General features: G+C 71.7%; 20 protein-coding genes and 1 riboswitch. Of the genes, 13 read left to right on the forward strand and 7 right to left on the reverse strand.

Annotated features, from left to right (window positions below; translation table 11 throughout):
- Positions 1 to 8 precede the first annotated feature (8 nt).
- Positions 9 to 3,128, forward strand: a complete 3,120-nt coding sequence (locus C1708_RS23770) for an efflux RND transporter permease subunit (protein WP_106414569.1) — start codon at positions 9 to 11, stop codon at positions 3,126 to 3,128.
- A gap of 82 nt (positions 3,129 to 3,210) precedes the next feature.
- On the opposite strand, the gene nadA is transcribed toward C1708_RS23770, so the two are convergent.
- Positions 3,211 to 4,395, reverse strand: a complete 1,185-nt coding sequence (gene nadA, locus C1708_RS23775; RefSeq protein WP_106414570.1) for a quinolinate synthase NadA — start codon at positions 4,393 to 4,395, stop codon at positions 3,211 to 3,213.
- A 283-nt stretch (positions 4,396 to 4,678) separates the two neighbouring features.
- On the opposite strand from nadA, the gene C1708_RS23780 reads away from it, so the two are divergent.
- Complete coding sequence (locus tag C1708_RS23780; protein ID WP_006135694.1) at positions 4,679 to 5,035, forward strand: HesB/IscA family protein; 357 nt, start codon at positions 4,679 to 4,681, stop codon at positions 5,033 to 5,035.
- Positions 5,036 to 5,109: 74 nt separating this feature from the next.
- Here C1708_RS23780 and C1708_RS23785 read toward each other — a convergent pair whose 3' ends face one another.
- Together C1708_RS23785 and C1708_RS23790 are read right to left on the reverse strand one after the other, a co-directional pair.
- Positions 5,110 to 6,957, reverse strand: a complete 1,848-nt coding sequence (locus tag C1708_RS23785; protein ID WP_106414571.1) for a hypothetical protein — start codon at positions 6,955 to 6,957, stop codon at positions 5,110 to 5,112.
- Between the two features lie 143 nt (positions 6,958 to 7,100).
- Positions 7,101 to 7,310: a hypothetical protein gene (locus tag C1708_RS23790; protein WP_106414572.1), complete on the reverse strand. Its 210-nt coding sequence runs from the start codon at positions 7,308 to 7,310 to the stop codon at positions 7,101 to 7,103.
- Positions 7,311 to 7,439: 129 nt separating this feature from the next.
- Here C1708_RS23790 and C1708_RS23795 point away from each other — a divergent pair, with 129 nt between their 5' ends.
- Positions 7,440 to 8,414 carry a carbohydrate kinase family protein gene (locus tag C1708_RS23795; protein ID WP_106414573.1) on the forward strand — a complete coding sequence of 325 codons (975 nt, stop codon included), beginning with the start codon at positions 7,440 to 7,442 and terminating at the stop codon, positions 8,412 to 8,414.
- Between the two features lie 6 nt (positions 8,415 to 8,420).
- Here the strand turns inward: C1708_RS23795 and C1708_RS23800 are convergent, their stop codons facing one another.
- The gene (locus C1708_RS23800) at positions 8,421 to 9,809 is read right to left on the reverse strand and encodes a cysteine desulfurase/sulfurtransferase TusA family protein (protein WP_106414574.1); all 1,389 of its coding nucleotides are present in this window, start codon (positions 9,807 to 9,809) and stop codon (positions 8,421 to 8,423) included.
- A 299-nt stretch (positions 9,810 to 10,108) separates the two neighbouring features.
- Between C1708_RS23800 and ctaC the strand changes: the two genes are divergently transcribed.
- The 4 genes from ctaC to C1708_RS23820 all read left to right on the forward strand — a co-directional run bounded on the left by ctaC (position 10,109) and on the right by C1708_RS23820 (position 14,646).
- On the forward strand, positions 10,109 to 11,101 hold the full coding sequence (gene ctaC / locus C1708_RS23805) for an aa3-type cytochrome oxidase subunit II (protein ID WP_391662580.1): 993 nt from the start codon (positions 10,109 to 10,111) through the stop codon (positions 11,099 to 11,101).
- Positions 11,098 to 12,834 (forward strand): aa3-type cytochrome oxidase subunit I, encoded by a 1,737-nt coding sequence (gene ctaD / locus C1708_RS23810; protein WP_106414575.1) that lies wholly within the window; start codon positions 11,098 to 11,100, stop codon positions 12,832 to 12,834. The genes ctaC and ctaD overlap by 4 nt, the downstream gene beginning before the upstream one ends.
- A complete protein-coding gene (locus tag C1708_RS23815; RefSeq protein ID WP_106414576.1) occupies positions 12,831 to 13,229 on the forward strand; it encodes a cytochrome c oxidase subunit 4 in 399 nt (132 codons plus the stop codon). Before ctaD ends, C1708_RS23815 begins: the two co-directional genes overlap by 4 nt.
- Before the next feature lie 130 nt (positions 13,230 to 13,359).
- Complete coding sequence (locus C1708_RS23820; protein WP_106414577.1) at positions 13,360 to 14,646, forward strand: L,D-transpeptidase; 1,287 nt, start codon at positions 13,360 to 13,362, stop codon at positions 14,644 to 14,646.
- A 26-nt stretch (positions 14,647 to 14,672) separates the two neighbouring features.
- Here C1708_RS23820 and C1708_RS23825 read toward each other — a convergent pair whose 3' ends face one another.
- The gene (locus C1708_RS23825; RefSeq protein ID WP_106414578.1) at positions 14,673 to 15,074 is read right to left on the reverse strand and encodes a response regulator; all 402 of its coding nucleotides are present in this window, start codon (positions 15,072 to 15,074) and stop codon (positions 14,673 to 14,675) included.
- A gap of 214 nt (positions 15,075 to 15,288) precedes the next feature.
- On the opposite strand from C1708_RS23825, the gene ctaE reads away from it, so the two are divergent.
- The 6 genes from ctaE (at position 15,289) to C1708_RS23855 (ending at position 22,503) form a co-directional block, all read left to right on the forward strand.
- Positions 15,289 to 15,900 (forward strand): aa3-type cytochrome oxidase subunit III, encoded by a 612-nt coding sequence (ctaE, locus tag C1708_RS23830; RefSeq protein ID WP_106414579.1) that lies wholly within the window; start codon positions 15,289 to 15,291, stop codon positions 15,898 to 15,900.
- Between the two features lie 79 nt (positions 15,901 to 15,979).
- Positions 15,980 to 16,792, forward strand: coding sequence for a cytochrome bc1 complex diheme cytochrome c subunit (qcrC, locus tag C1708_RS23835; protein ID WP_106414580.1), 813 nt, complete (start codon positions 15,980 to 15,982; stop codon positions 16,790 to 16,792).
- Complete coding sequence (gene qcrA, locus C1708_RS23840) at positions 16,789 to 17,847, forward strand: cytochrome bc1 complex Rieske iron-sulfur subunit (protein ID WP_106414581.1); 1,059 nt, start codon at positions 16,789 to 16,791, stop codon at positions 17,845 to 17,847. Before qcrC ends, qcrA begins: the two co-directional genes overlap by 4 nt.
- Positions 17,844 to 19,481, forward strand: coding sequence for a cytochrome bc1 complex cytochrome b subunit (qcrB, locus tag C1708_RS23845; RefSeq protein ID WP_106414582.1), 1,638 nt, complete (start codon positions 17,844 to 17,846; stop codon positions 19,479 to 19,481). The genes qcrA and qcrB overlap by 4 nt, the downstream gene beginning before the upstream one ends.
- Before the next feature lie 148 nt (positions 19,482 to 19,629).
- Positions 19,630 to 20,694, forward strand: a complete 1,065-nt coding sequence (gene trpD, locus C1708_RS23850) for an anthranilate phosphoribosyltransferase (protein WP_106414583.1) — start codon at positions 19,630 to 19,632, stop codon at positions 20,692 to 20,694.
- A gap of 97 nt (positions 20,695 to 20,791) precedes the next feature.
- Positions 20,792 to 20,908, forward strand: a riboswitch (SAM riboswitch).
- A gap of 173 nt (positions 20,909 to 21,081) precedes the next feature.
- Complete coding sequence (locus tag C1708_RS23855; protein ID WP_106414584.1) at positions 21,082 to 22,503, forward strand: aminotransferase class V-fold PLP-dependent enzyme; 1,422 nt, start codon at positions 21,082 to 21,084, stop codon at positions 22,501 to 22,503.
- A 162-nt stretch (positions 22,504 to 22,665) separates the two neighbouring features.
- Here the strand turns inward: C1708_RS23855 and C1708_RS23860 are convergent, their stop codons facing one another.
- Together C1708_RS23860 and C1708_RS23865 are read right to left on the reverse strand one after the other, a co-directional pair.
- The gene (locus tag C1708_RS23860; protein WP_106414585.1) at positions 22,666 to 23,826 is read right to left on the reverse strand and encodes a glycerate kinase family protein; all 1,161 of its coding nucleotides are present in this window, start codon (positions 23,824 to 23,826) and stop codon (positions 22,666 to 22,668) included.
- Positions 23,827 to 23,839: 13 nt separating this feature from the next.
- On the reverse strand, positions 23,840 to 25,255 hold the full coding sequence (locus C1708_RS23865) for an SLC13 family permease (protein ID WP_198602577.1): 1,416 nt from the start codon (positions 25,253 to 25,255) through the stop codon (positions 23,840 to 23,842).
- Positions 25,256 to 25,323 lie beyond the last annotated feature (68 nt).

A 25,323-nucleotide genomic window follows, 5' to 3' on the forward strand; every position in this document is an offset into this window, starting at 1 on the left:
CCTGACCCATGTCCTGGCTGTCCAGATTCAGCCTCGCGCAACGGGCGCTGATCGGACTGATGTCGATCATCGCGCTCGTCTTCGGGGCGATCGCGATACCCCAGCTCAAACAGCAGCTCCTGCCCACCATCGAACTGCCCATGGTCTCCGTGATCGCGCCCTACCAGGGCGCGTCGCCGGACGTGGTGGAGAAGCAGGTCGTCGAACCCATCGAGGACAGCCTGGAGGCCGTCGACGGCATCTCCGGCGTCACCTCGACGGCGAGCGAGGGCAACGCCGTGATCATGGCGTCCTTCGACTACGGCAACGACACCCAGCAGCTCGTCGCCGACGTGCAGCAGGCCGTCAACCGGGCCGGCGCCCGGCTGCCGTCCGAGGTGGACCCGCAGGTCGTCGCCGGCTCCACGGACGACATCCCGGCCGTGGTGCTCGCCGTCACCTCCGACAAGGACCAGCAGGCGCTCGCCGATCAGCTGGACCGCACGGTGGTGCCCGCGCTGAAGGGCATCGACGGCGTCGGCCAGGTCATGGTGGACGGCGTACGGGACCTTCAGGTCACCGTCGTGCCCGACGACGCGAAGCTCGCCCGGGCGGGCCTCACCACGGCCTCCGTCGCCCAGGCCCTCCAGGCCGGCGGCGCCACCGTCCCGGCCGGCTCCTTCGACGAGAACGGCGCCAACCGCACCGTCCAGGTCGGCGGCGGCTTCACCTCGGTGCGGCAGATCCAGGACCTGATGGTCACGGCCGGCCCCGGCGAGGGCAAGCCGGTCCGCCTCGGCGACGTCGCCACCGTCCGGCAGGAGGAGGCGAGTTCCGCCTCCCTCACCCGCACCAACGGCAAGCCCAGCCTCGCCGTGCTGGCCACCATGGACCACGACGGCAGCGCGGTCGCCATCTCCGAGGCCGTCGAGAAGGAGCTGCCCGGGCTGCGCGAGGACCTCGGCGACGACGCCACCCTCACCGTGGTCGCCGACCAGGGCCCCGCCGTCTCCAAGGCCATCGACGGCCTGACCACCGAGGGCGCGCTCGGTCTGGTCTTCGCCGTGCTGGTGATCCTCGTCTTCCTCACGTCGGTCCGCTCCACCCTCGTCACCGCGGTGTCCATCCCGCTGTCGGTGGTGCTCGCGCTGATCGTGCTGTGGACCCGTGACCTGTCCCTGAACATGCTGACCCTGGGCGGTCTGACCATCGCCATCGGCCGGGTCGTGGACGACTCCATCGTCGTCCTGGAGAACATCAAGCGGCACCTCGGCTACGGCGAGGAACGCCACGCCGCGATCATGAAGGCGGTGCGCGAGGTGGCCGGCGCGGTCACCTCCGCCACGCTCACCACCGTCGCCGTCTTCCTGCCGATCGGCCTGGTCGGCGGCATGGTGGGCGAGCTGTTCGGCTCCTTCAGCCTCACCGTCACCGCCGCGCTGCTGGCGTCCCTGCTGGTGTCGCTGACGGTCGTGCCGGTGCTGTCGTACTGGTTCCTGCGGCCGCCGAAGGGCACCCCGGAGGACGCCGAGGAAGCCCGCCGGCTGGCCGAGGAGAAGGAGGCCAGGAGCCGCCTGCAGCGCGCCTACGTGCCCGTGCTGCGGTTCGCCACCCGGCGCCGGCTGGCGAGCCTGGCCATCGCCGTGGTCGTGCTGATCGCCACCTTCGCCATGGCCCCGCTGCTGAAGACCAACTTCTTCGACGCGGGCGAGCAGCAGGTCCTGACCGTCCGTCAGGAGCTGGAGCCCGGCACCAGCCTGGCCGCCACCGACGCCCGGGCGAAGAAGATCGAGAAGCTGCTCTCCGACACCGAGGGCGTCGAGGACTACCAGGTGACGGTCGGTTCGTCCGGCTTCCTGGCGGCCTTCGGCGGCGGCACCGACACCAACCAGGCGAGCTACCAGGTCATGCTGGAGGAGTCCGCCTCCTCCGACGAGGTGCGGGACAGCATCGAGAAGGGCCTCGCCGAGCTCGACGGCATCGGCACCACCGTCGTGGCGGCCGGTGACGGCTTCGGCGGCCAGGACGTCAGCGTGACCGTCAAGGCGGCCGACGCGCAGGCGCTGCGCAAGGCGGCCGAGCAGGTCCGCGACGCGGTGGCCTCGCTGGACGACGTCACGGACGTCACCAGCGACCTGGCGCAGAGCGTGCCCCGCATCTCGGTCGAACCCACCGACAAGGCCGCAGCGGCCGGCTTCGACGCCCAGACCCTCGGGATGGCCGTCACCCAGTCGGTGAAGGGCACTCCGGCCGCCAAGGCGGTCATCGGCGACGCGGAGCGGGACGTCGTGATCCGCTCGGCGCGGCCCGCCACGACCGTGGAGCAGCTGCGCAACCTGCGCCTCGGCCCGGTGAAGCTGGGTGACATCGCCACCGTCCGGCTGGTGGACGGCCCGGTCTCCATGACCCGGATCGACGGCCAGCGCGCGGCGACCGTCACCGCCCGCCCGGTCGGCGAGAACACGGGCGCCGTGGGCACGGAGCTCCAGAAGAAGATCGACGAGCTGACGCTGCCCGCGGGTGCGACGGCCGAGATCGGCGGCGTGACCGCGGACCAGGACGAGGCTTTCGTCAACCTGGGCCTCGCCATGCTGGCCGCCATCGCCATCGTGTTCATGCTGCTGGTGGGCACCTTCCGGTCGCTGGCCCAGCCGCTGATCCTGCTGGTGTCCGTCCCGTTCGCGGCGACCGGCGCGCTCGGCCTGCTGCTGCTCACCGGCACCCCGATGGGCGTCCCGGCGATGATCGGCATGCTGATGCTGATCGGCATCGTGGTCACCAACGCGATCGTGCTGATCGACCTGATCAACCAGTACCGCGCGCAGGGCCACGGCGTCATCGAGGCCGTGATCGAGGGCGGCCGGCACCGACTGCGGCCGATCCTGATGACGGCCCTGGCGACGGTCTTCGCCCTGCTCCCGATGGCGCTCGGCGTCACCGGCGAGGGCGGCTTCATCGCCCAGCCGCTCGCGGTGGTGGTCATCGGCGGCCTGATCACGTCGACCCTGCTCACCCTGCTCCTGGTCCCGACGCTCTACGCGATGCTGGAACTGCGCAAGGAGCGCCGCGCCCAGCGGCGCGCGGCCAAGCGGCAGGCGGCCTCCCGGCCGGAGTCCTCCTCCGACGAGGCGGCCGCGGCGCAGGTCTGACCCCGCGGAACCCGCGAAGGCCCTCGCCCGGCACCGGAAGGTGCCGGGCGAGGGCCTTCGCCGTGTGCGCCGTGTGCCGGAGTTACGGCAGCGCCAGCATGCGCTCCAGGGCCAGCTTCGCGAAGGCCTCCGTCTCCTTGTCGACCTCGATGCGGTTGACCAGGGTGCCCTCGGCGAGGGACTCCAGGGCCCAGACCAGGTGGGGGAGGTCGATGCGGTTCATGGTCGAGCAGAAGCAGACCGTGCGGTCGAGGAACACGATCTCCTTGTCCTCGGACGCGAAACGGTTCGCCAGGCGCCGGACCAGGTTCAGCTCGGTGCCGATGGCCCACTTGGAGCCCGCCGGGGCCGCCTCCAGGGTCTTGATGATGTACTCGGTCGAGCCGACGTGGTCCGCCGCGGCCACGACCTCGTGCCGGCACTCGGGGTGCACCAGGACGTTGACGCCCGGGATGCGCTCACGGACCTCGTTCACCGAGTCCAGGCTGAAGCGGCCGTGCACCGAGCAGTGGCCGCGCCACAGGATCATCTTCGCGGCGCGCAGCTCCTCGGCGGTCAGACCGCCGTTCGGCCTGTGCGGGTTGTAGACGACGCAGTCCTCCAGGGACATCCCCATGTCCCGCACCGCCGTGTTGCGGCCCAGGTGCTGGTCGGGGAGGAAGAGGACCTTCTCGCCCTGCTGGAACGCCCAGTCCAGGGCGCGCCTGGCGTTCGACGAGGTGCATATCGTGCCGCCGTGCCTGCCGGTGAAGGCCTTGATGTCGGCGGAGGAGTTCATGTACGAGACGGGGACGACCTGCTCGGCGATCCCGGCCTCGGTCAGCACGTCCCAGCACTCGGCCACCTGCTCGGCGGTGGCCATGTCCGCCATGGAGCAGCCGGCCGCGAGGTCCGGGAGGACCACCTTCTGGTCGTCGCCGGTGAGGATGTCGGCGGACTCGGCCATGAAGTGCACACCGCAGAACACGATGTACTCGGCCTGCGGGCGCGCGGCGGCGTCCCGCGCCAGCTTGAAGGAGTCGCCCGTGACGTCGGCGAACTGGATGACCTCGTCCCGCTGGTAGTGGTGGCCGAGCACGAAGACCTTGTCCCCGAGCTTCGCCTTGGCCGCGCGGGCGCGCTCCACCAGATCCGGGTCGGACGGCGAGGGGAGGTCGCCGGGGCACTCCACACCGCGCTCGCTCCTCGGGTCGGCCTCACGGCCGAGGAGCAGCAGGGCGAGGGGCGTCGGCTGGACGTCGAGCTCCTGGGGCTGGGCGGTGGTCACGGCACGCACCCTTTCTGTTCTGGCGACTTCTCGTCGAATTGACGCTATTTATCATAACCGGTTCATGTCACTTTGACGATGGTCATAGCGTCCATGTGACGTGAATCCCGCCGGCCGCCCGTGCGCCCCGCGGGCCCCGCGAGCGACGGTTTCCGCTCCGCACGGCGTGTGCGAGCATGAGGAGGGAGCCGAGGAAAAGACGCGCCCGGCCCGGAATGAATCCGCGGCCCCGTCGGTTGCAACCGTCGGCAAGCAGTCTCCGTACAACCCGGGAGAGATGTAGATGTCCGTATCGGACGAGACCACCACCGTCACCGACGGCATCATCCTGACCGACGCCGCCGCGTCCAAGGTCAAGGCGCTGCTCGACCAGGAAGGCCGTGACGACCTCGCCCTGCGCGTCGCCGTCCAGCCCGGCGGCTGCTCCGGCCTGCGTTACCAGCTCTTCTTCGACGAGCGTTCGCTCGACGGTGACGTGGAGAAGGACTTCGGCGGTGTGAAGGTCGTCACCGACCGCATGAGCGCCCCGTACCTGGGCGGCGCCACCATCGACTTCGTCGACACCATCGAGAAGCAGGGCTTCACGATCGACAACCCGAACGCCACGGGCTCCTGCGCCTGCGGCGACTCCTTCAGCTGAGCGGCTCCGCCTCCACAGCACCTGACGAAGGCGGCGGTCCCGTGCTCACGGGACCGCCGCCTTCGTCGTGCGCGTCAGCGGGTGCGGGGCGCCGGCAGGCGGGCGCCCTCCTTGTGCAGCGGCACCGGCTCGCCCTTCGCGTCCACGACCTCGCGGGCGCCGAGCGGAGCGTCCAGCCGCACCGTCTCCTGGTACCGCTTGGCGATCAGGATGCACACCTCGCCCGGCCGGGACGTCCCGGTCACCCGCACCGTGACCTCGTCCCCGCTCTCGCTCGCCGTCGCCTCGTAGTCCGCGCAGACGCCGCCCGTGAACGTCACGGTCAGCTCGTCGCCCTCCGCCGTGTAGCCCTCCACCTCGACCTCACGCGTGGCCGGCGCGGACGTCGGTTCGTCACCGGGGCCGGACGGCTCCTCGCCCGGCCGCTGTCCGGACCCCTCCGGCGGGGCGAGGAACGAGGGGGCGATCGCGGGGTGCGTCACCGTGAACGGGCTCTCCGAGCCCGCCGGGCGCACCTCGAACAGCCAGGACGGCACCAGCGCGGGACGCCCGTCCACCGCGTGCGCGGCCAGCCCGAACACCGCCTCGTCCACCGACACGGTGTCGCCGGCCGGCTTCGTCGCCGGGACGCACGGCTCCTCCTGCCGCTGCCCCTCGTCCAGCGGTACGGGGGTGGCGCAGCCGCCGATCTCCACCCGGCCCCCGGCGCCGGGCGCGCCGTTCATCGCGTCCAGCGCCTCGCGGGCGCTCACCACGGGGTAGTCGTCCCCCTTCACCGGCTCCGCGAGCCGGCCGCTGCCGCCGACCACCTCGCCGCCGGCCCCGACGACCACCCCGGTCGTCCACCCGTACGTCGGCAGCCCGCCGACCTCCGGGTCGGCGTTCACCACACGCCTGCCGTCCAGCACCTGGCTCGCGTCCAGTTTGGCGTCGTCCTGGCCCACCGCCTTGAGCACCGGCGCGGCGGCCCTCTTCGCGGCGGCCTCGCTCACCGCTGGGGTGTTCGCGCCGGCCGGGGCCTTGCAGGTGGCGCCCTTGCAGTTGTCGCTGCCGGGGATGTTCCGGCTGAACGTCCAGGCGCCGGGGGCCCGCTGGTCGACGCGCAGGGCCGGACCGGAGCCGTCCTGGCCGCCGATGCGCCAGGAACCGCCCTCGGCGACCGGCTCGCCCTCCATCCCCAGCGCCTTCGCCAGCGCGACCACCCTGTCCTCGGTCACCTGGCCCCGCGCGTGGAACACCGGCGCCGAGTCCGGGCCCTCGGGGAGCGTGCCGTCGGCGCGGTAGGCGGCGCCGTACGGATTCGGCTCGCCCGGCGCGATGCCGGCCGGGCCGCTCTCCGAGTGGCCGTCCAGGGCGAGCGGCGGGGGAGCGGGGTCGCCGTTCGCCCCCGGGGCCGTACCGCCCCCGGAGTCCCCGGCGGCCCCGGCCGCGAGATACGCCCCACCGCCGCCGGCCAGCAGCACGGCGGCGGCCACGGAGACCACCAACGCCGGCGTCCGCCGCCGCCCCGCTCTCCCGGACCCGCGGTCGCCGTCATGGCCCGCGCCGACCACCGGCTCATCCGGTTCGACGGACCCGTCCGCCTTTGCTGCGGGAGCCCCGGCGCGCGTGGGCCCGTCCGCCCCGGCTGCGGGAACACCGCCGCTTCCCGCGGGCCCGTCCTCATCGGCATCGGCCGCTTCACCGCCGGCGGTCCGCGGGCCGGCCGCTTCGGATCCGCCCGTCCCGGTGTCCGTGGTCGCGGCGTCCGCGTCCCCGGGCGTCGAAGTCCCGGCGCCCTCGGGCTCCGAGGTCCCGGCGTCCTCGCCCGCGCCACGCGTCCGCGTGGCACCGGAGGCGGAGGCGGTGCGCGGTCCCGCGCCCCCCGCGTCGCCCGTGGCGGGGCGCGGCTCGTCGTCGTGGTCGGGTCGCTCGGTGTTCACCGCATCGCTCCTTCGCCTGCACAGCCGTCCCCTGCGGACCCTGCCCGGTCGCACCGGGACCGCTGAGGGTTCGTGTCCCGCGTCCCCTCCACGGGGGACGGCGATGGGACGCAGCGGGGGAGCGCGCGGTTCCCCGCGTCGGCTCAGTCGCCGTAGTCGGACATGGCGTCGAGCATCCGCGCGGAGGCGGGCGGCACGTCCACCCCGTGGATCAGGGAGGGGGGGACCGGCCGGGCCGCCGCCCGCTCGGGCGCCGCCCAGTGCGGGGCCATCCGGGCGCAGTCGCCGCGCAGCGAGGCCAGACCGCCCTCGAGGTCGACCGGAGCGGGGGCGTGGGCCTTGATGTTCGTCATGTCCGCACCGTATGCACGCCGACAGCCGCGAAGAAAGGTCTACTATCGGGTAGTTTCGGCTGCTTCTGCGGGCCGTCCCCACCCGGTAGCGTGAAGTGTCAAACCCCCTCCCTCAGGAGATTCCACGCCGTGCGCATCGCAGTCACCGGCTCCATCGCCACCGACCACCTCATGACCTTCCCCGGCCGGTTCGCCGACCAGCTCGTCGCGGACCAGCTGCACACGGTCTCGCTGTCCTTCCTGGTCGACAACCTCGACGTGCGTCGCGGCGGAGTGGCCGCGAACATCGCCTTCGGCATGGGCCAGCTCGGCACCCGCCCGATCCTGGTCGGCGCGGCCGGCTTCGACTTCGACGAGTACCGGGCCTGGCTGGACCGGCACGGCGTCGACACCGGTTCCGTGCGCATCTCGGAGACGCTGCACACCGCCCGTTTCGTGTGCACCACGGACGCCGACCACAACCAGATCGGCTCCTTCTACACGGGCGCGATGAGCGAGGCCCGCCTGATCGAGCTGAAGACCGTCGCCGACCGTGTGGGCGGTCTCGACCTGGTGTCCATCGGCGCCGACGACCCGGAGGCGATGCTCCGGCACACCGAGGAGTGCCGCTCCCGGGGCATCCCGTTCGCCGCCGACTTCTCCCAGCAGATCGCCCGCATGGACGGCGAGGAGATCCGGATACTGCTGGAAGGGGCCACGTACCTCTTCTCCAACGAGTACGAGAAGGGCCTCATCGAGACGAAGACCGGCTGGACCGACGAGGAGATCCTCGCCAAGGTGGGCCACCGCGTCACCACCCTCGGCGCCCGCGGCGTGCGCATCGAGCAGGCCGGCGAGCCGGCCGTCGAGGTCGCCTGCCCCGACGAGGAGCGCAAGGCCGACCCCACCGGCGTGGGCGACGCCTTCCGCGCCGGCTTCCTGTCCGGCCTGGTGTGGGGCGTCTCGCTGGAGCGCGCGGCGCAGGTCGGCTGCATGCTGGCGACCCTCGTCATCGAGACGGTCGGCACCCAGGAGTACCAGCTGCGCCGCGCCCACTTCATGGAGCGCTTCACCAAGGCCTACGGCGACGACGCCGCCACCGAGGTGCGGCAGCACCTGGGCTGAGCCCGGTCACGACAGCCGGCGGACCGCATAGGCAGTGCCCCGGTCCGCCGGCTGCTCGCCGACGTACTCCTGCCCGCGCATCTCGCACCACGCGGGGATGTCCAGCCGGGCCGCCTCGTCGTCCGCGAGGACCCGCACCAGACCGCCCACCGGCACATCGCCGATCACCTTGGCCAGCTCGATCACCGGGACGGGGCAGCGCCGTCCCAGCGCGTCCACCACCAGCGCCTCGTCCCGCTCCTCCGTGACCACGTCCGTCCGGGACACCGGCGCGCCGAGCCTCTCCCGCACCCCGGCCACCACGTCCGGCAGCACGGCGAGGAACCGCTCGACGTCCTCCTCCTCCGTGCCCGGCGGCAGCGAGACGCGGACGTTGCCCTCGCTGAGCACCCCCATCGCCCTCAGCACGTGGCTGGGCGTCAGCGTGCTGCTGGTGCAGGAGGAGCCGGAGGACACGGAGAACCCGGCCCGGTCCAGCTCGTGCAGCACGGTCTCCCCGTCGACGTAGAGACACGAGAAGGTGACGACGCCCGGCAGCCGCCGCTCCGGGTCCCCGACCACCTCCGCGTCCGGCACCAGCTCCGGCACCCGCGCCCGGATCCGCTCCGTCAGTTCCCGCAGCCGGGCCGCCTCCTGGGCGGCCTCCGCCCGTACCGCCCGCAGCGACGCCGCCGCGGCCACGATCGCCGGGAGGTTCTCGAACCCGGGCGCCCGCCCCGACTCCCGCTCGTCGCGCGGTCCCCGGGGCGCGAACCGCACCCCCTTGCGCACCACCAGCAGCCCGACCCCCGAGGGGCCGCCCCACTTGTGGGCGCTCGCCGCGAGCAGCGACCAGTCGCCGTCCACCGGCCCCCAGCCCAGCGACTGGGCCGCGTCCACCAGCAGCGGCACCCCCGCCGCCCGGCACGCCCCGGCCGCCTCGGCCACCGGCTGGAGGGTCCCCACCTCGTGGTTGGCGGACTGCAGACAGGCCAGCGCGGTGTCCGGCCGCAGCGCCCCGGCGAACTCCGCCGGGCTCACGGCGCCCGTGCGGTCCACCGGGACCTCGGTGACCGGGCCGCCGGCGGCCCGGTGAACTTCCGCCGCATGGAGTACAGAAGAATGTTCGACCGCTGACACGATCAGGTGATGCCCCGTGCGTCGCCGCCCGGCCAGCGCCCCCGCGATCCCGGAGTGCACCGCGGCCGTGCCCGACGGGGTGAACACCAGCTCGTCCGGCCGGCAGCCCACCGACTCCGCGGCCGCCTCGCGCGCCGCGTCCAGCAGCAGCCGGGCCCGCCGCCCCTCCTTGTGCAACCGCGCCGGATCCGCCCACCCTTCGTCCAGGGCGGCCAACAGGGCCTGCCGGGCGACGGGGTGGAGCGGAACGGCGGAAGCGGCATCGAAGTAGGACACGCCCCCACGCTAAGCGCCCCGGCGCGAACCCGGGAACCGGCCCGGGCGCGGGCGCGCTCCGGCGGCCGGGGGAGGCGTCCGCACCCGCCCGCGTGACATCCCGGACGTCCGGGCGATGGGGCGCTCGGTGTAAACCGCGGCGCGTATGGCACCCCTCCCCGCGAGACCTCAAAAGGCGTCGGCTAGGGTTTGGTCCGCATAAACATCCAAACCCCTGCCCGACGCAGGGCGGCGACCGACCAGCGAGAAGGCCAGGCCGCAGCCGAACAGCGCGGGCGAGACTCTCGGGAAGGCGCTACGTGAGTCCCAACGGCTCCGACCTCCCCCACGGCCTGGAAGGCGTGGGCGGTACCCCCAAGCCGCGGCGCCCGATGCGGCGGAAGCTGCTGCAGGCACTGACCGCGGGCCTGGTCCTGGCGACCGCCACCGGTTGCACATGGGAGGACTTCCCCCGCCTTGGCATGCCCACCCCCACGACGGAAGAGGCTCCGCGGATCCTCTCCCTGTGGCAGGGGTCCTGGGCGGCCGCGCTCGCCGTCGGCGTGCTGGTGTGGGGCCTGATCCTGTGGAGTGCTTTCTTCCACCGGCGCAGCCGCACCAAGGTCGAGGTACCTCCGCAGACCCGGTACAACATGCCCATCGAGGCGTTGTACACGGTGGTCCCCCTCATCATCGTCTCGGTGTTCTTCTACTTCACCGCCCGTGACGAATCCGAGCTGCTGAAGCTCGAGAAGAAGCCCGACGTCACGGTGAACGTGGTCGGCTTCCAGTGGAGCTGGTGCTTCAACTACGTCGAGAACGTCGAGGGTTCCACGGGCGACGCCAAGACGTCCAAGGAACTCGACGCGATCCCGAACCGCTACAAGGAGGCCTTCCCGGCCGACGCCGGCGGTGTGCACGACTGCGGCATCCCCGGTACCCGGAACCCGCAGACCAACAACCCGGGCCCCACCCTGTGGCTGCCCGAGGGCAAGCGGGTCCGCTTCGTGCTGACCTCGCGTGACGTCATCCACTCCTTCTGGGTGGTGCCGTTCCTGATGAAGCAGGACGTCATCCCGGGCCACACCAACGCCTTCGAGGTGACCCCCAACCGTGAGGGCACCTTCCTGGGCAAGTGCGCCGAACTCTGCGGCGTCGACCACTCCCGGATGCTGTTCAACGTGAAGGTCGTCTCCCCCGAGCGGTACGAGCAGCACCTGAAGGACCTCGCGAAGAAGGGGCAGCAGGGCTACGTGCCCGCGGGCATCGAGCAGTCCGGCCCCGAGAAGAACCGGGAGTCGAACATCCTGTGAGCATCCTCAACGAACCCAAGGGTGCCGCGGCAGCAGGGTCCCACTACGAGGACGAACTGCCGGTCAGGCGCCAGAACCGTGGCAGCGTCGTGGTCAAGTGGCTGACCACCACGGACCACAAGACGATCGGCACCATGTACCTGGTGACGTCGTTCGTCTTCTTCATCATCGGCGGCGTGATGGCCCTGGTGATGCGCGCCGAGCTGGCCCGCCCGGGCCTGCAGGTCGTGTCGAACGAGCAGTTCAACCAGGCGTTCACGATGCACGGCACGATCATGCTGCTGATGTTCGCGACGCCGCTGTTCGCCGGCTTCGCGAACTGGATCATGCCGCTGCAGATCGGCGCGCCCGACGTGGCGTTCCCGCGGCTGAACATGTTCGCCTACTGGCTCTACTCGCTCGGTTCGCTCATCGCGGTGGGCGGCTTCCTCACCCCGGACGGCGCCGCCAGCTTCGGCTGGTTCGCCTACTCGCCGCTGTCGGACGCGGTCCGCTCGCCGGGCATGGGCGCCGACCTGTGGATCATGGGCCTCGCCCTCTCCGGCTTCGGCACCATCCTCGGCGCGGTCAACTTCATCACCACCATCATCTGCATGCGCGCTCCGGGCATGACGATGTTCCGCATGCCGATCTTCACCTGGAACGTGCTGCTCACCGGTGTGCTGGTGCTGCTCGCCTTCCCGGTGCTCGCCGCCGCGCTGTTCGCCCTGGAGGCGGACCGCAAGTTCGGGGCGCACATCTTCGACTCGACGAACGGCGGAGCGCTGCTCTGGCAGCACCTCTTCTGGTTCTTCGGTCACCCCGAGGTGTACATCATCGCGCTGCCGTTCTTCGGCATCGTCTCCGAGATCATCCCGGTGTTCTCCCGCAAGCCGATGTTCGGCTACATGGGCCTCATCGGCGCGACCATCGCGATCGCGGGTCTGTCGGTGACGGTGTGGGCGCACCACATGTACGTCACGGGCGGTGTGCTGCTGCCGTTCTTCTCCTTCATGACCTTCCTGATCGCGGTCCCGACCGGTGTGAAGTTCTTCAACTGGATCGGCACCATGTGGAAGGGCAGCCTGTCCTTCGAGACGCCGATGCTGTGGACGCTGGGCTTCCTCATCACGTTCACCTTCGGCGGTCTGACCGGCGTCATCCTGGCCTCGCCGCCGCTGGACTTCCACGTCTCCGACTCGTACTTCGTGGTGGCGCACTTCCACTACGTGGTGTTCGGCACCGTGGTGTTCGCGATGTTCGCCGGCTTCCACTTCTGGTGGCCGAAGTTCACCGGCAAGATGCTCGACGAGCGGCTCGGCAAGATCACCTTCTGGACGCTGTTCGTCGGCTTCCACGGCACCTTCCTGGTCCAGCACTGGCTGGGTGTCGAGGGCATGCCGCGCCGGTACGCGGACTACCTGGCCGCGGACGGCTTCACCGCCCTGAACACGGTCTCGACGATCGCCTCGTTCCTGCTCGGCATGGCGATGCTGCCGTTCTTCTACAACGTGTGGAAGACCGCCAAGTACGGCAAGCCGGTCGCCGTCGACGACCCGTGGGGCTACGGCCGCTCGCTGGAGTGGGCCACCTCCTGCCCGCCGCCCCGGCACAACTTCCTCACCCTGCCGCGGATCCGCAGCGAATCCCCGGCGTTCGACCTGCACCACCCGGAGATCGCCGCGCTCGACGAGCTCGAGAACGCCGGTCACGGTGAGAAGGCCCTCTCCGGCGGCAAGGAGGCCGGCAAGTGAAGATCCAGGGCAAGATGTTCATGTGGCTGAGCCTCTTCTTCCTGGCCATCGCCGTGGTCTACGGCGTCTGGTCGAAGGAGCCGGTCGGCACCACCGCCCTCTTCCTGGCCTTCGGCCTGAGCATCATGGTCGGCTTCTACCTGGGCTTCACGGCCCGGCGGGTCGACGTGGGCGCCCAGGACGACAAGGAGGCGGACGTCGCCGACGACGCCGGCGAGGTCGGGTTCTTCAGCCCGCACAGCTGGCAGCCGCTGGCCCTGGGCGTGGGCGCCGCCCTGGCCTTCATGGGCGTGGCCATCGGCTGGTGGCTGATGTACTTCTCCGCTCCGATCCTGCTGATCGGTCTGTGGGGCTGGGTCTTCGAGTACTACCGCGGTGAGAACCGCACCCAGTAGCACGCCGCACGGCACCCGGGAGCCCGGACACTCCGTCAGGAGGGTCCGGGCTCCCGCTCGTGCCGCATCCGCCTCACCCGTTCGGGCCGTCCGGTGAGCCGGGACCGGCCCGGCTCCCTAACGTGAGGCCATGAGAGACACCGAGTCCCCCCGCACCGGCCTCCGCGGCGCGCGGGCCCGTCTCGCCGGCTGCGCGCTGCTGGTGGCGGCCCTCGGCGCGGGCGTCACCGGCTGTTCCTCCGACAGCAGCCCGCTGTCCGCCGAGCCGTACGACGCGGCGGACCAGATCTCCTTCAGCGGCTCCCTCGACGAGGGCGGGCCCGTCGACCCCGACCAGCCCCTCGAGATCACCGCCGAGGACTCCGACGGGCGCATCACGGACGTCGTCGCGGTGGACGCCGCCGGACGGCACCTGGCGGGCGAACTGGCCGCCGACGGCAGCCGCTGGCACAGCACGTCCCCGCTGGCCGAGGACGCGCAGTACACGGTCCGCGTGAGCACCGAGGACGAGGACGGCAGGCCCGGCCGCGAGGTCGTCGCCTTCACCACGGGCGGGCCCGGCACAGCCAAGCGCCTGGGCGTCACCTTCGGCCCCGGGGCGGGCACGTACGGGGTCGGCCAGCCGCTCGTCGCGGAGCTCAGCGAGCCGGTCAGGGACCGGGCGCAGCGGGCCGTCGTGGAACGCGGCCTGCAGGTCGACTCCACGCCCGCCGTGACCGGCGCCTGGTACTGGGTCGACGACAAGAAGCTCCACTTCCGGCCCGAGGAGTACTGGCCGGCCCACGCCACCGTGCGGGTGCGCAGCAACCTGGAGGGCGTCTGGATCGGCGACCGGCTGCGGGGCGGCAGGGCCGAGCCGCTCACCCTCCGCACCGGTGACCGCGTGACAGCCCTCACGGACGCCGCCGCCCACCGGTTGACGGTCTACAAGAACGGCGAGGAGATCAAGCAGATCCCCGTCACCACCGGCAAGCCCGGCTTCGAGACCCGCAACGGCGTCAAGGTGGTGCTCGCCAAGGAACGCTTCGTACGCATGCGCAGCACCACCGTCGGCATCGCCGAGGGCTCCGCCGAGTCGTACGACCTGGACGTGCACTTCGCCACCCGGGTGACCTGGAGCGGCGAGTACGTGCACGCCGCCCCGTGGTCGGTCGGCTCGCAGGGCTACGCCAACGTCAGCCACGGCTGCGTGGGCATGAGCACCGCCGACGCCGAGTGGTTCTTCGACACCGTCCGCCAGGGCGACCTCGTCGAGGTCGTGAACTCGGACGGCGACACGATGGAACCGTTCGGCAACGGCTTCGGCGACTGGAACCTGGACTGGGACAGGTGGCGCGAGGGCAGCGCCCTCACGGGCGGCGGGAAGACCCCCGGCACCGCCCGGGAGGCGGCCCGGCTGCGGCCGGCGGCCGTGTGAGCCCGCACGGGCCGCCGCGGGAGCTCCTAGGCGCCCGCCAGCGCCTTCCGGCGCAGCAGCGAGGCCAGGGCGGAGGCGAACTCCACCGGCTCCACCGGGTGCGTCACCGCGGCCTCCGCGCGGCTCCAGGTCGCCAGCCAGGCGTCCTGCGGCCGTCCGATCAGCAGCAGCACCGGCGGGCAGTCGAAGATCTCGTCCTTGATCTGCCGGCACACGCCCATGCCGCCCATCGGCACGGCCTCGCCGTCCAGCACGCACACGTCGATGCCGCCCCGGTCCAGCTCCTTGAGCACGGCCGCCGGCGTCGCGCACTCGACGAACTCCACGAGGGGCACGTCCGGTGCCGGCCGCCGCCCGGTGGCGAGCCGCACCTGCTCCCGGGTGTTGGCGTCGTCGCTGTAGACCAGCACCGTGGCGGTCGCCTGCATTGTTCCTCCACGCGTAAGAGAGAGGGCACGGCTCTGTCGGGAACTTCGGGTACCGATGGCGCGGATGCTACCCCCTCGGACCGCCTGTCAACACTGTTCGGACACGGCTTCGAAGGGGGCTCCCATGGGCCATACGGGCAGTCCAGGAGGGGCGAACACACCGAACGGCACCCCCGGGAGTGAGGGCGGGATAAGCGACCGACATAATGTCGGCGTGGCGACAGCAACGACAGTAGACACCGGGCACGCGCACCCGTCGGTCAACCGACCGAACCTCACCAGCGTCGGAACCATCATCTGGCTGAGTTCCGAGCTGATGTTCTTCGCGGCCCTCTTCGCGATGTACTTCACCCTGCGATCGGTGACCGGACCCGAGTTCTGGTCGGAGAAGGCCGACCTGCTGAACTTCCCGTTCTCGGCGACGAACACCACGATCCTGGTGCTCTCCTCGCTCACCTGCCAGCTCGGCGTCTTCGCCGCCGAGCGCGGTGACGTGAAGAAGCTCCGGATGTGGTTCATCGTCACCTTCATCATGGGGGCGGTGTTCATCGGCGGCCAGGTCCTCGAGTACACCGAGCTGGTCAAGCACGGGGGCCTGTCCCTCTCCTCCGACCCGTACGGCTCGGCCTTCTACCTGACCACCGGCTTCCACGGCCTGCACGTGACGGGCGGCCTGATCGCCTTCCTGCTGGTCCTGGGCCGGACCTACGCGGCCCGGAGGTTCACCCACGAACAGGCGACCGCGGCCATCGTCGTGTCCTACTACTGGCACTTCGTCGATGTCGTCTGGATCGGCCTCTTCGCCACGATCTACATGATCAAGTAGGCGGGCCCTCATCCGCGCGCTGGACACAGCGCACCCAACAGAAGCATCGACGCAGAAGATCCTGACACCGGGGTAATCCGTGAAAAAGCTCTCCGCACGACGACGCCATCCGCTGGCGGCGCTCGTCGTCCTACTCCTCGCGCTGGCATGCACCGGGGGGCTGTACGCCGTGTTCGCACCCGCGGACAAGGCGCAGGCCGACGAAACCGCCCAGTCCCTCACCATCGAGGAGGGCAAGAAGCTTTACACCGTCGGCTGCGCGAGCTGCCACGGCACCGGCGGTCAGGGCACCACCGACGGCCCGAGCCTGGTGGGCGTGGGCGCCGCGGCGGTCGACTTCCAGGTGGCCACCGGCCGTATGCCTGCCTCGACCTCCCAGACCGCGCAGGTCCCGCGCAAGAGGAACATCTACACCCAGGCCGAGATCGACCAGCTGGCGGCGTACATCGCCTCCCTGGGCGCCGGCCCGGCCATCCCGACCGAGGAGCAGTACGGCCCCGAGGGCGCCGACGCCGCCGAGGGCGGGGAGCTGTTCCGCAACAACTGCGCGCAGTGCCACAACTTCACCGGCAAGGGCGGTGCGCTCACGCACGGCAAGTACGCCCCCAGCCTGGAGGGCGTCGACCCCAAGCACATCTACGAGGCCATGCTGACCGGCCCGCAGAACATGCCCTCCTTCCCCGACAGCGTGCTGTCGGAGCAGAACAAGAAGGACATCATCGCGTACCTCGACGAGGTCAACAGCGATGACACCGAGAGCTACGGCGGGCTGGCGCTGGGCGGTCTCGGTCCCGTCGTCGAGGGTCTGTTCGCGTGGATCTTCGGACTCGGGGCGCTGATCGCGGTCGCCGTCTGGGTCGCCGCTCGGACCGCAAAGGCCAAGAAGTCATGAGTAGCCAAGACATTCCCGAAGAGAACCTGCCCGCAGCGCAGGACACCGGCCCCGGCCGGGTGAAGCTCGCGGACGAGCAGAACCCGTTCGCCGACCCGGGCCTGCCGCCGCACGAGCCGCGGATCCAGGACATCGACGAGCGGGCCGCCAAGCGGTCCGAGCGCACGGTCGCCCTGCTGTTCACGGTGTCGATGCTGGCCACCATCGGCTTCATCGTCTCGTACGTGGCCATCCCGATCGACAAGACGGTCTACATCTGGACGCTCGGCCACATCAGCGCGATGAACTTCGCGCTGGGCATGACGCTCGGCACCGCCCTGTTCTGCATCGGCGCCGGCGCGGTCCACTGGGCCCGCACGCTGATGTCGGACCACGAGCTCGCCGACGAGCGTCACCCGGTCGAGGCGGCCCCCGAGGTCCGCGCGAAGGTCATGGACGACTTCCGCCAGGGCGCCAAGGAGTCGGCGCTCGGCCGCCGGAAGCTGATCCGCAACACCATGTTCGGCGCGCTGGCCCTGTTCCCGCTCTCCGGCGTGATGCTGCTGCGCGACCTCGGGCCGCTGCCCGGGACGAAGCTGCGCCACACCCTGTGGTCCAAGGGCAAGCTGCTCGTCAACGTGAACACCAACGAGCCGATGCGCCCGTCGGACCTGATCGTGGGTTCGCTGACCTTCGCCAAGCCCGAGGGCCTGGACGAGCACGACCACGGTTTCCAGAACGAGATCGCCAAGGCCGCCCTGATGCTGGTCCGGATCGAGCCGGAGGACATCAAGGACAAGCGCACGCTCGAGTGGTCGCACGAGGGCATCCTCGCGTACTCGAAGATCTGCACCCACGTCGGTTGCCCGGTCTCCCTGTACGAGCAGCAGACGCACCACGCCCTGTGCCCCTGCCACCAGTCCACCTTCGATCTTGCCGACGGCGCCAAGGTGATCTTCGGTCCTGCCGGTCACCCGCTGCCGCAGCTGCGCATCGGCGTGAACGACGAGGGTTACCTCGAAGCGCTCGGCGACTTCGAAGAGCCCGTCGGCCCTGCTTTCTGGGAGCGCGGATGAGTACTACGACCAGCACCGAGTCCCGCTCGCGCGGGAAGGCACCGGCCGGTGAGCGGGTCGCCGACTGGGCCGACGGCCGGCTGGGGATCTACTCCCTGGCCAAGGCCAACATGCGCAAGATCTTCCCCGACCACTGGTCGTTCATGCTGGGTGAGATCTGCCTGTACAGCTTCATCATCATCATCCTCACGGGTGTGTACCTGACGCTGTTCTTCCACCCGGCGATGAACGAGGTGGAGTACCACGGCAGTTACGTCCCGCTGCAGGGCCAGCTGATGAGTGAGGCCTACAAGTCGACGCTGGACATCAGCTTCGACGTCCGTGGCGGCCTGCTCATCCGGCAGATCCACCACTGGGCCGCGCTGATCTTCGTGGCCGGCATGTTCGTGCACATGATGCGCGTGTTCTTCACCGGCGCGTTCCGCAAGCCGCGTGAGATCAACTGGCTGTTCGGCTTCCTGCTGCTCGTCCTCGGCATGTTCACCGGTTTCACCGGCTACTCGCTCCCGGACGACCTGCTCTCGGGCACCGGTATGCGCTTCATGCAGGGCGCGGTCCTGTCCGTGCCGGTCGTCGGCACGTACCTCGCGTTCTTCCTCTTCGGCGGCGAGTTCCCCGGCGACGACTTCGTCGCCCGGTTCTTCTCGATCCACGTCCTGCTGCTGCCGGGCATCATGCTCGGCCTCGTGGTGGCGCACCTGATCCTGGTCTTCTACCACAAGCACACGCAGTTCGCGGGCCCCGGAAAGACCAACAAGAACGTCGTCGGCATGCCGCTGCTGCCGGTGTACATGGCCAAGGCCGGAGGCTTCTTCTTCCTGGTCTTCGGTGTGATCGCCGCGATCGCCGCGATCGCCACGGTCAACCCGATCTGGTCCATCGGCCCCTACCGGCCGGACATGGTCTCCACCGGCGCCCAGCCGGACTGGTACATGGGCTTCTCCGAGGGCCTGGTCCGCATCATGCCGGGCTGGGAGATCAACTTCTGGGGTCACACGCTCGCCCTGGGCGTGTTCATCCCGCTGATGGTCTTCCCGCTGGTCCTGGCGGCCATCGCGGTGTACCCGTTCATCGAGTCCTGGGTCACCGGCGACAAGCGCGAGCACCACATCCTGGACCGCCCGCGCAACGCCCCGACCCGCACCGCGTTCGGTGTCGCCTGGATGACGCTGTACTTCGTCCTCCTCGTCGGCGGCGGCAACGACATCTGGGCCACGCACTTCCACCTGTCGATCAACGCCATCACCTGGTTCGTCCGGATCGCGTTCTTCGTCGCCCCGGTCGTGGCGTTCATCGTCACCAAGCGGATCTGCCTCGGCCTGCAGCGCCGGGACAAGGAGAAGGTGCTGCACGGCCGCGAGTCGGGCATCATCAAGCGCCTGCCGCACGGTGAGTTCGTCGAGGTCCACGAGCCGCTCAGCCAGGAGCAGCTCTACACCCTCACCGCGCACGAGCAGCCCAAGCCGCTCGAGATCGGCCCCGAGGTCGACGAGAACGGCGTCCGCCGCAAGGTGAAGGCCACCGAGAAGCTGCGCGCGAAGCTCAGCAAGGGCTTCTACGGCGAGGAGTCGCAGGTTCCGAAGCCGACCGTCGAGGAGTACAAGGAGATCACGAGCGGCCACGGCCACCACTGATCCTCCGAGCTCCACACGTCGCCACACGACAGCGAAGGGCCCCCGTCCGTTCTGCGGACGGGGGCCCTTCGCCGTGCCCGGAGCTGGATAGGGTGGGTGCGGGATCCGTCCGGTCCCCAGGCACCCGCTACGACCGTCAGGAGCGACCATGAGCGCTGTGACCCCCGCTGGAGGCGACAACGCGGCGGGCCGCTCCTGGCCCGCCCTGCTGAACGGACTGCTGGACGGCCGCGACCTGTCCGCCGACGACACCGCCTGGGCGATGGACCTGATCATGCGGGGCGAGGCGACCGACGCGCAGATCGCCGGCTTCGCGGTGTCGCTGCGGGCCAAGGGCGAGACCGTCGAGGAGATCACCGGCTGCGTCCGGGCGCTCTACGACCACGCCAACGTCATCGAGGTGCCGGGCGCCACCGTCGACATCGTCGGCACCGGCGGCGACGGCGCCAGGACGGTGAACATCTCCACCATGTCCTCGATCGTCGTCGCCGGCACCGGGGCCAAGGTCGTCAAGCACGGCAACCGCGCCGCGTCCTCCGCCTCCGGCGCCTCCGACGTCCTGGAGAAGCTGGGCGTCAACCTCGACCTGACCCCGCGCCGGGTCGCCGAGGTCGCCGAGGAGGCCGGCATCACCTTCTGCTTCGCGGTGAAGTTCCACCCGGCGCTGCGCCACGTGGCCGCCGCGCGCGGCCAGCTCGGCATCCGCACGGTGTTCAACTTCCTCGGCCCGCTCGCCAACCCGGCGAAGGTCAAGGCCCAGGCGGTCGGCGTCGCCGACGCGCGCATGGCGCCCATCATGGCCGGGGTGTTCGCCGGACGCGGCCACTCCTCCCTGGTGTTCCGCGGCGACGACGGCCTGGACGAGCTGACCACCACCGGCACCTCCCGGGTGTGGGTGGTGCGCGACGGCGAGGTCACCGAGGAGACGTTCGACCCGCGGGACGCCGGCATCGAGCTGGCCCCGGTGGAGGCGCTGCGCGGCGCCGACGCCTCCTACAACGCCGAGGTCGCCCGCCGGCTGCTGGACGGCGAGCGCGGTCCGGTCCGCGACGCGGTGCTGCTGAACTCCGCGGCGGCGCTGGTGGCCCTGGAGCCCGGCAGCGGCACGCTCACCGAGCAGATCCGCGCCGGGATGGCGAAGGCGGCCGAGTCGATCGACTCCGGCGCCGCCAAGCGGGTCCTCGAGCGCTGGGTCGCCGTCACCCACGCGTAGGCCGGCGCGCGGACCGACGCGCGGGCCCCGTGACGGCCGTCCCGCGATCCGGATGCGGGTTGCGGGACGCCGGTCACCTCACGTACGTTCCCTCTCAGGTCATGAGTGACAGCCATCAGGCCCCGGCCGGCTGTCCGGCAACCCTCCGTCCGTGGCGGGGTGCCCCGGGTGAAGACCGGGCCGTGAGCAGCAGGGCTCACGGCAAGCGCGGACCCCTCGCACACCAGGGGTCCTGGTCGTCGAGGAGTCTTCCGTGAGCAAGCGAATGCGCTAGGGCGTCGAGCCCCGCCTCCGCACACCCTCTTTCCCTCTTCTCCTTCGCGCTGGAGCGCCGCCGTCGTGCCGTCCGCTCGCGCGGGGATCCGCCCGCCCTCCGGGAGTTCCGTCATGCCCGCTGCCACCACCGTCGCCGCCGAGCCGTCCGTCCGCTCCCCGCTGCCCGTCCTCGGCCGGGACGTCGCCGTCCCCCTGGTCACCGGCGGCGAGGCCGTCTACGCAGCGCTCGACTACGCCGCCAGCGCCCCCGCCCTCCAGTGCGTCTGGGACGACGTGGCCGCCTACGCCCCCTACTACGGCAGCGTCCACCGCGGCGCCGGCTACCTCTCCCAGCTCTCCACCGACCTGTTCGAGAACGCCCGCCGGACCGTCGCCGAGTTCCTCGACTGCCGCATCGAGGACAGCCCGGGCGAAGTCCGGTCCGGCAAGGGCGGTGGCGGGCGACGGGAGGGGGACCAGGTGGTGTTCACCCGTTCCACCACCGACTCCCTCAATCTGCTCGCCGCCGCCCTGCCCGAGGACTGCGAGGTCTTCGTCTTCGAGACCGAGCACCACGCGGCGCTGCTGCCGTGGCGGCGGGCGGCCCGGGTGACCGTCCTCGACGCGCCCGGCACCCCCGCGCAGGCCGTCGAGACCCTGGAGCGCGCCCTCGCCGGCCGCGACCCCCACGGCCCGGCCCTGGTCTGCGTCACCGGCGCCTCCAACGTCACCGGCGAGCTGTGGCCGGTCCGCGAACTCGCCGCCGCCGCGCACGCGCACGGCGCACGCATCGTGCTGGACGCCGCCCAGCTCGCCCCGCACCGCCCGGTGTCCGTGCGGGACCTCGACGTCGACTGGGTCGCCTTCTCCGGACACAAGCTGTACGCGCCCTTCGGCGCCGGGGTGCTGGCCGGCCGCGCCGACTGGCTCCGCGAGGCCGAGCCCTACCTCGCCGGCGGCGGCGCCAGCCGCAAGGTCGCGCGGCGCGCGGACGGGACGGTGCACGTGGAGTGGCACGAGACCGCCGCCCGCCACGAGGCCGGCTCGCCCAACGTCATCGGCGCCCACGCCATCGCCTCCGCCTGCAAGGCGCTCACCGAGGCGGGGTTCGACGCGCTCGCCGCGCGGGAGGAGGAGCTGGTCCGCACGGTGCGGGAAGGGCTGGCGGACGTGCCTCAGGTGCGGTTCCTGTCCTTGTTCGGCGACGACGCGCCCCGGGTGGGGGTGCTGTCCTTCGTGGTCGACGGCTGGAACAGCTCCCACTTCGCAGCGGCGCTCTCCGCCGAGTACGGCATCGGGGTGCGGGACGGCTTGTTCTGCGCGCACCCGCTGGTACGGCGGCTGCTGGGCGGCGACACGGGCGGTGCGGGGGAGTGCGGGGCGCCGGAGGCGGGGGCGTTGAACGCGATCCGCGTGAGCTTCGGCGCCGGCACGCCGGAGGAGCATGTCGAGCGGTTCGTCCGGGCGGTGCGGGAGCTCGTGCGGGACGGGGCGCGGTGGAGGTACCGGACGGTGGACGGGCGGTGCGTGCCGGACACGTCGGGGCGGGCGTAAGAGGGAGTCGCCCCCGCCGCCCCTTCCCGTCCCACCCCGGGGCTCCGCCCCCGGACCCCGCTCCTCAAACGCCGGAGGGGCTGATTCCAGCCCGTCCGGCGTTTGAGGACGAGGGGGTCCGGGGCGCAGCCCCCAGGGACGGGGCGGGGCGGCGGGGGCGCATCACCCCTGAGGGGACGGGAGCCGGGCTCCCAGCACGATCATCCGCAGCGCCCGCTCCGTCGCGTCCGTCAGCAGTTCCGCGCCCCGGACCAGTGCCTCCGCCAGCTCCATGGGCCCCGGCAGGATGCCCTGACACGCGTCCACCCCCGGCACCTCCCCCGCCCCGTCCCCCAACGTCCCCGCGAGCGCCAGCACCGGCCGCCCCGCCAGCTTGGCCCGCCGGGCCACCTCCCCGGGCACCTTGCCGCGAGGCGTCTGGCGGTCCAGCGCCCCTTCCGCGGTGACCACCAGGTCGGCCCGCGCGAGGCGTTCGTCCAGGCCGAGATGGTCCAGCAGGACGGGAAACCGGGGCACCAGCGCCGCGCCCAGCGAGGCCAGCCCCGCCCCCAGCCCGCCGGAGGCGCCCGTGCCGCGGCCGAGCCGCAGGTCGACGCCGGTGACGGCGAGGTCCCGGGTCAGTACCCGCGCCCAGTTCTCCAGCCCCGCCGACAGCTCCTCCACCTGTCCCGGGGTCGCCCCCTTCTGCGGCCCGAACACCCGCGCCACGCCCCGCTCCCCGCACAGCACGTTGTACGGGTTGCAGGCGACGACCAGTTCCACGCCGTCGAGGCGCGGATCGAGCCCGGTCGCGTCGATCCGGGCGAGACGCGACAACTCACGGCCGCCCGGGGGCAGTTCCGCCCCGTGCGCGTCCAGCAGCCGCGCGCCGAGCGCCTGGAGCGCGCCCGCACCCCCGTCGGAGGTGCCCGAGTCGCCGCAGCCCACCAGGATCCGCCGTACCCCCTGGTCGAGAGCGGCACGGATCAGCTCCCCGACGCCGTAGGTGGTGGTGACGCCCGGATCGCGGCGGGTGCGGGGGACCAGGGACAGCCCGGCGACGGCCGCCATCTCCACCACCGCGGTGTCCTGCCCGCCGAGCAGCGCGAAGTGCGTGCCGACCGGTTCGCCGACGGGGCCGGTGGCGGCCAGGGCGACCAGCCGGCCGCCGGTCGCGCGGGCCAGCGCGGCGGCGGTTCCCTCCCCGCCGTCCACCAGCGGGATGCGGTCGATCTCGGCGTCCGGCAGCACCCGGCGGACGCCCGCCGCGATGGCGTCGGCGGCGGCGGGGGCGGACAGCGACTCCTTGAAGCCGCTGGGGGCCACGACGACTCGGTTCAGCATGGGCGATCACTCCTCAGCGGGTCACCGGCACGCCCAGCGCGGGCCACACGGTGACGGCGAACAGCAGGACGAGGGCGGCGGTGAGCGGGGCCAGCACGGCGGACAGCCGCAGCAGGTCGCGCGGGGTGTAGGTGGGGGTGCCGGGGATGTCCGCGAAGAGCGTCACCGGCTTGGCGGAGGCGGGCAGGGTGTGGCAGAAGCCGGCCGCGGCGGTGGACGCGAGCGCCGCCGCCACCGGGTTCACCCCGGCCGTCACGGCCGCCGCGACCACCAGCGGCACCAGCACGGAGGAGCGCGCGGACCGTGACTGCAGGACCAGGTGGGCGGCCGTGCTGACGGCGACGACGACCGTCAGGAACGTCAACGGGCCGATGCCCGCGGGCAGTCCGCCGACCAGCCAGCGGGCCGCGCCCGACTCGGCGAGCGCCACGCCCATCGCCATGGTCGCCGCCATGAACAGCAGCAGCGACCACGGCACCGTCTTGAGCGCGTCCTTCAGGCGCACGGTGCCCAGCGCCGGGGAGGCGGCGACGACCGCGCCGATCAGCGCGACCACCGCCGGGGACACCTGGTGCAGGGGTTCGCTGCACCACAGGGCGACCACCGTGGCCAGCAGCAGGGCGCACCGCTTCTCCGCCTGCGTCCAGGGGCCGGTGACCGGGCGGTCGCTGTGCCGCTGGATCTCCTCGGCGGTGATGCGTACCGGACCGGCGCGGTCGGCCCGCCGGGTGGTCGTCAACAGCACGGTCTCGGCGGCGAGATGGGAGGACACCACGGCCAGCGGCAGCCCCAGCAGCAGCCATTCGGTGAAGCCGACCCGCTCCCCGGTGGCCTCCCACAGCACGGACACGGTGATCAGATGGGCGCCCGCGCCGATCAGGGTCGCCACCGCGGACAGCAGGATCACGGTGGGGAACAGCAGCGCCAGCATCACCACCAGCCGCCCGCGCCCGGCCAGCGCCTTGGCCAGCGCGAGGAACACCGGCAGCGCGAGCGCCGCCCGGCCCGAGGTGGCCGGCACCGCGAACGCGGTGACGACCAGCGCCGCCGTCGTCAGATGCGTCAACTGCCGTACCGTGCGCGCCCCGCCGACCAGGAAGGCGGCCGCCCGCCCGGCGAGCCCGGTCCGGGTGACCGCGGCGGCCAGCACGAACGCGCAGATCAGGAGCCACACGGTCGAGTCGCCCAGGGTGCCGAACAGGGTGTCGCTGTCGATCACCCCGGTCACGGTGAGCGCGAGCCCCGCGCCGAGCGCGATGTAGGTGTCGTCGACGGGAGTGCCGATCCACGCGCAGGTGGCCAGCGCGAAGACGGCGAGGGTGAGCCGGGCGTCCCCGCCGAGACCGGGGAAGACACCGGGCACGGCGAGCGCCGCGCAGAGAGACAGGGCCGCGCACAGCGCCACGGTGGAACGGATGCTCAAGGTCACGTCATCGACGGTCCCCTCGGGCGGTGAGCCGCCGATGAGTCCTCGATGAAGGAACCTTCACCGGGACG

Source organism: Streptomyces sp. DH-12, assembly GCF_002899455.1.
Lineage (GTDB): Bacteria > Actinomycetota > Actinomycetes > Streptomycetales > Streptomycetaceae > Streptomyces.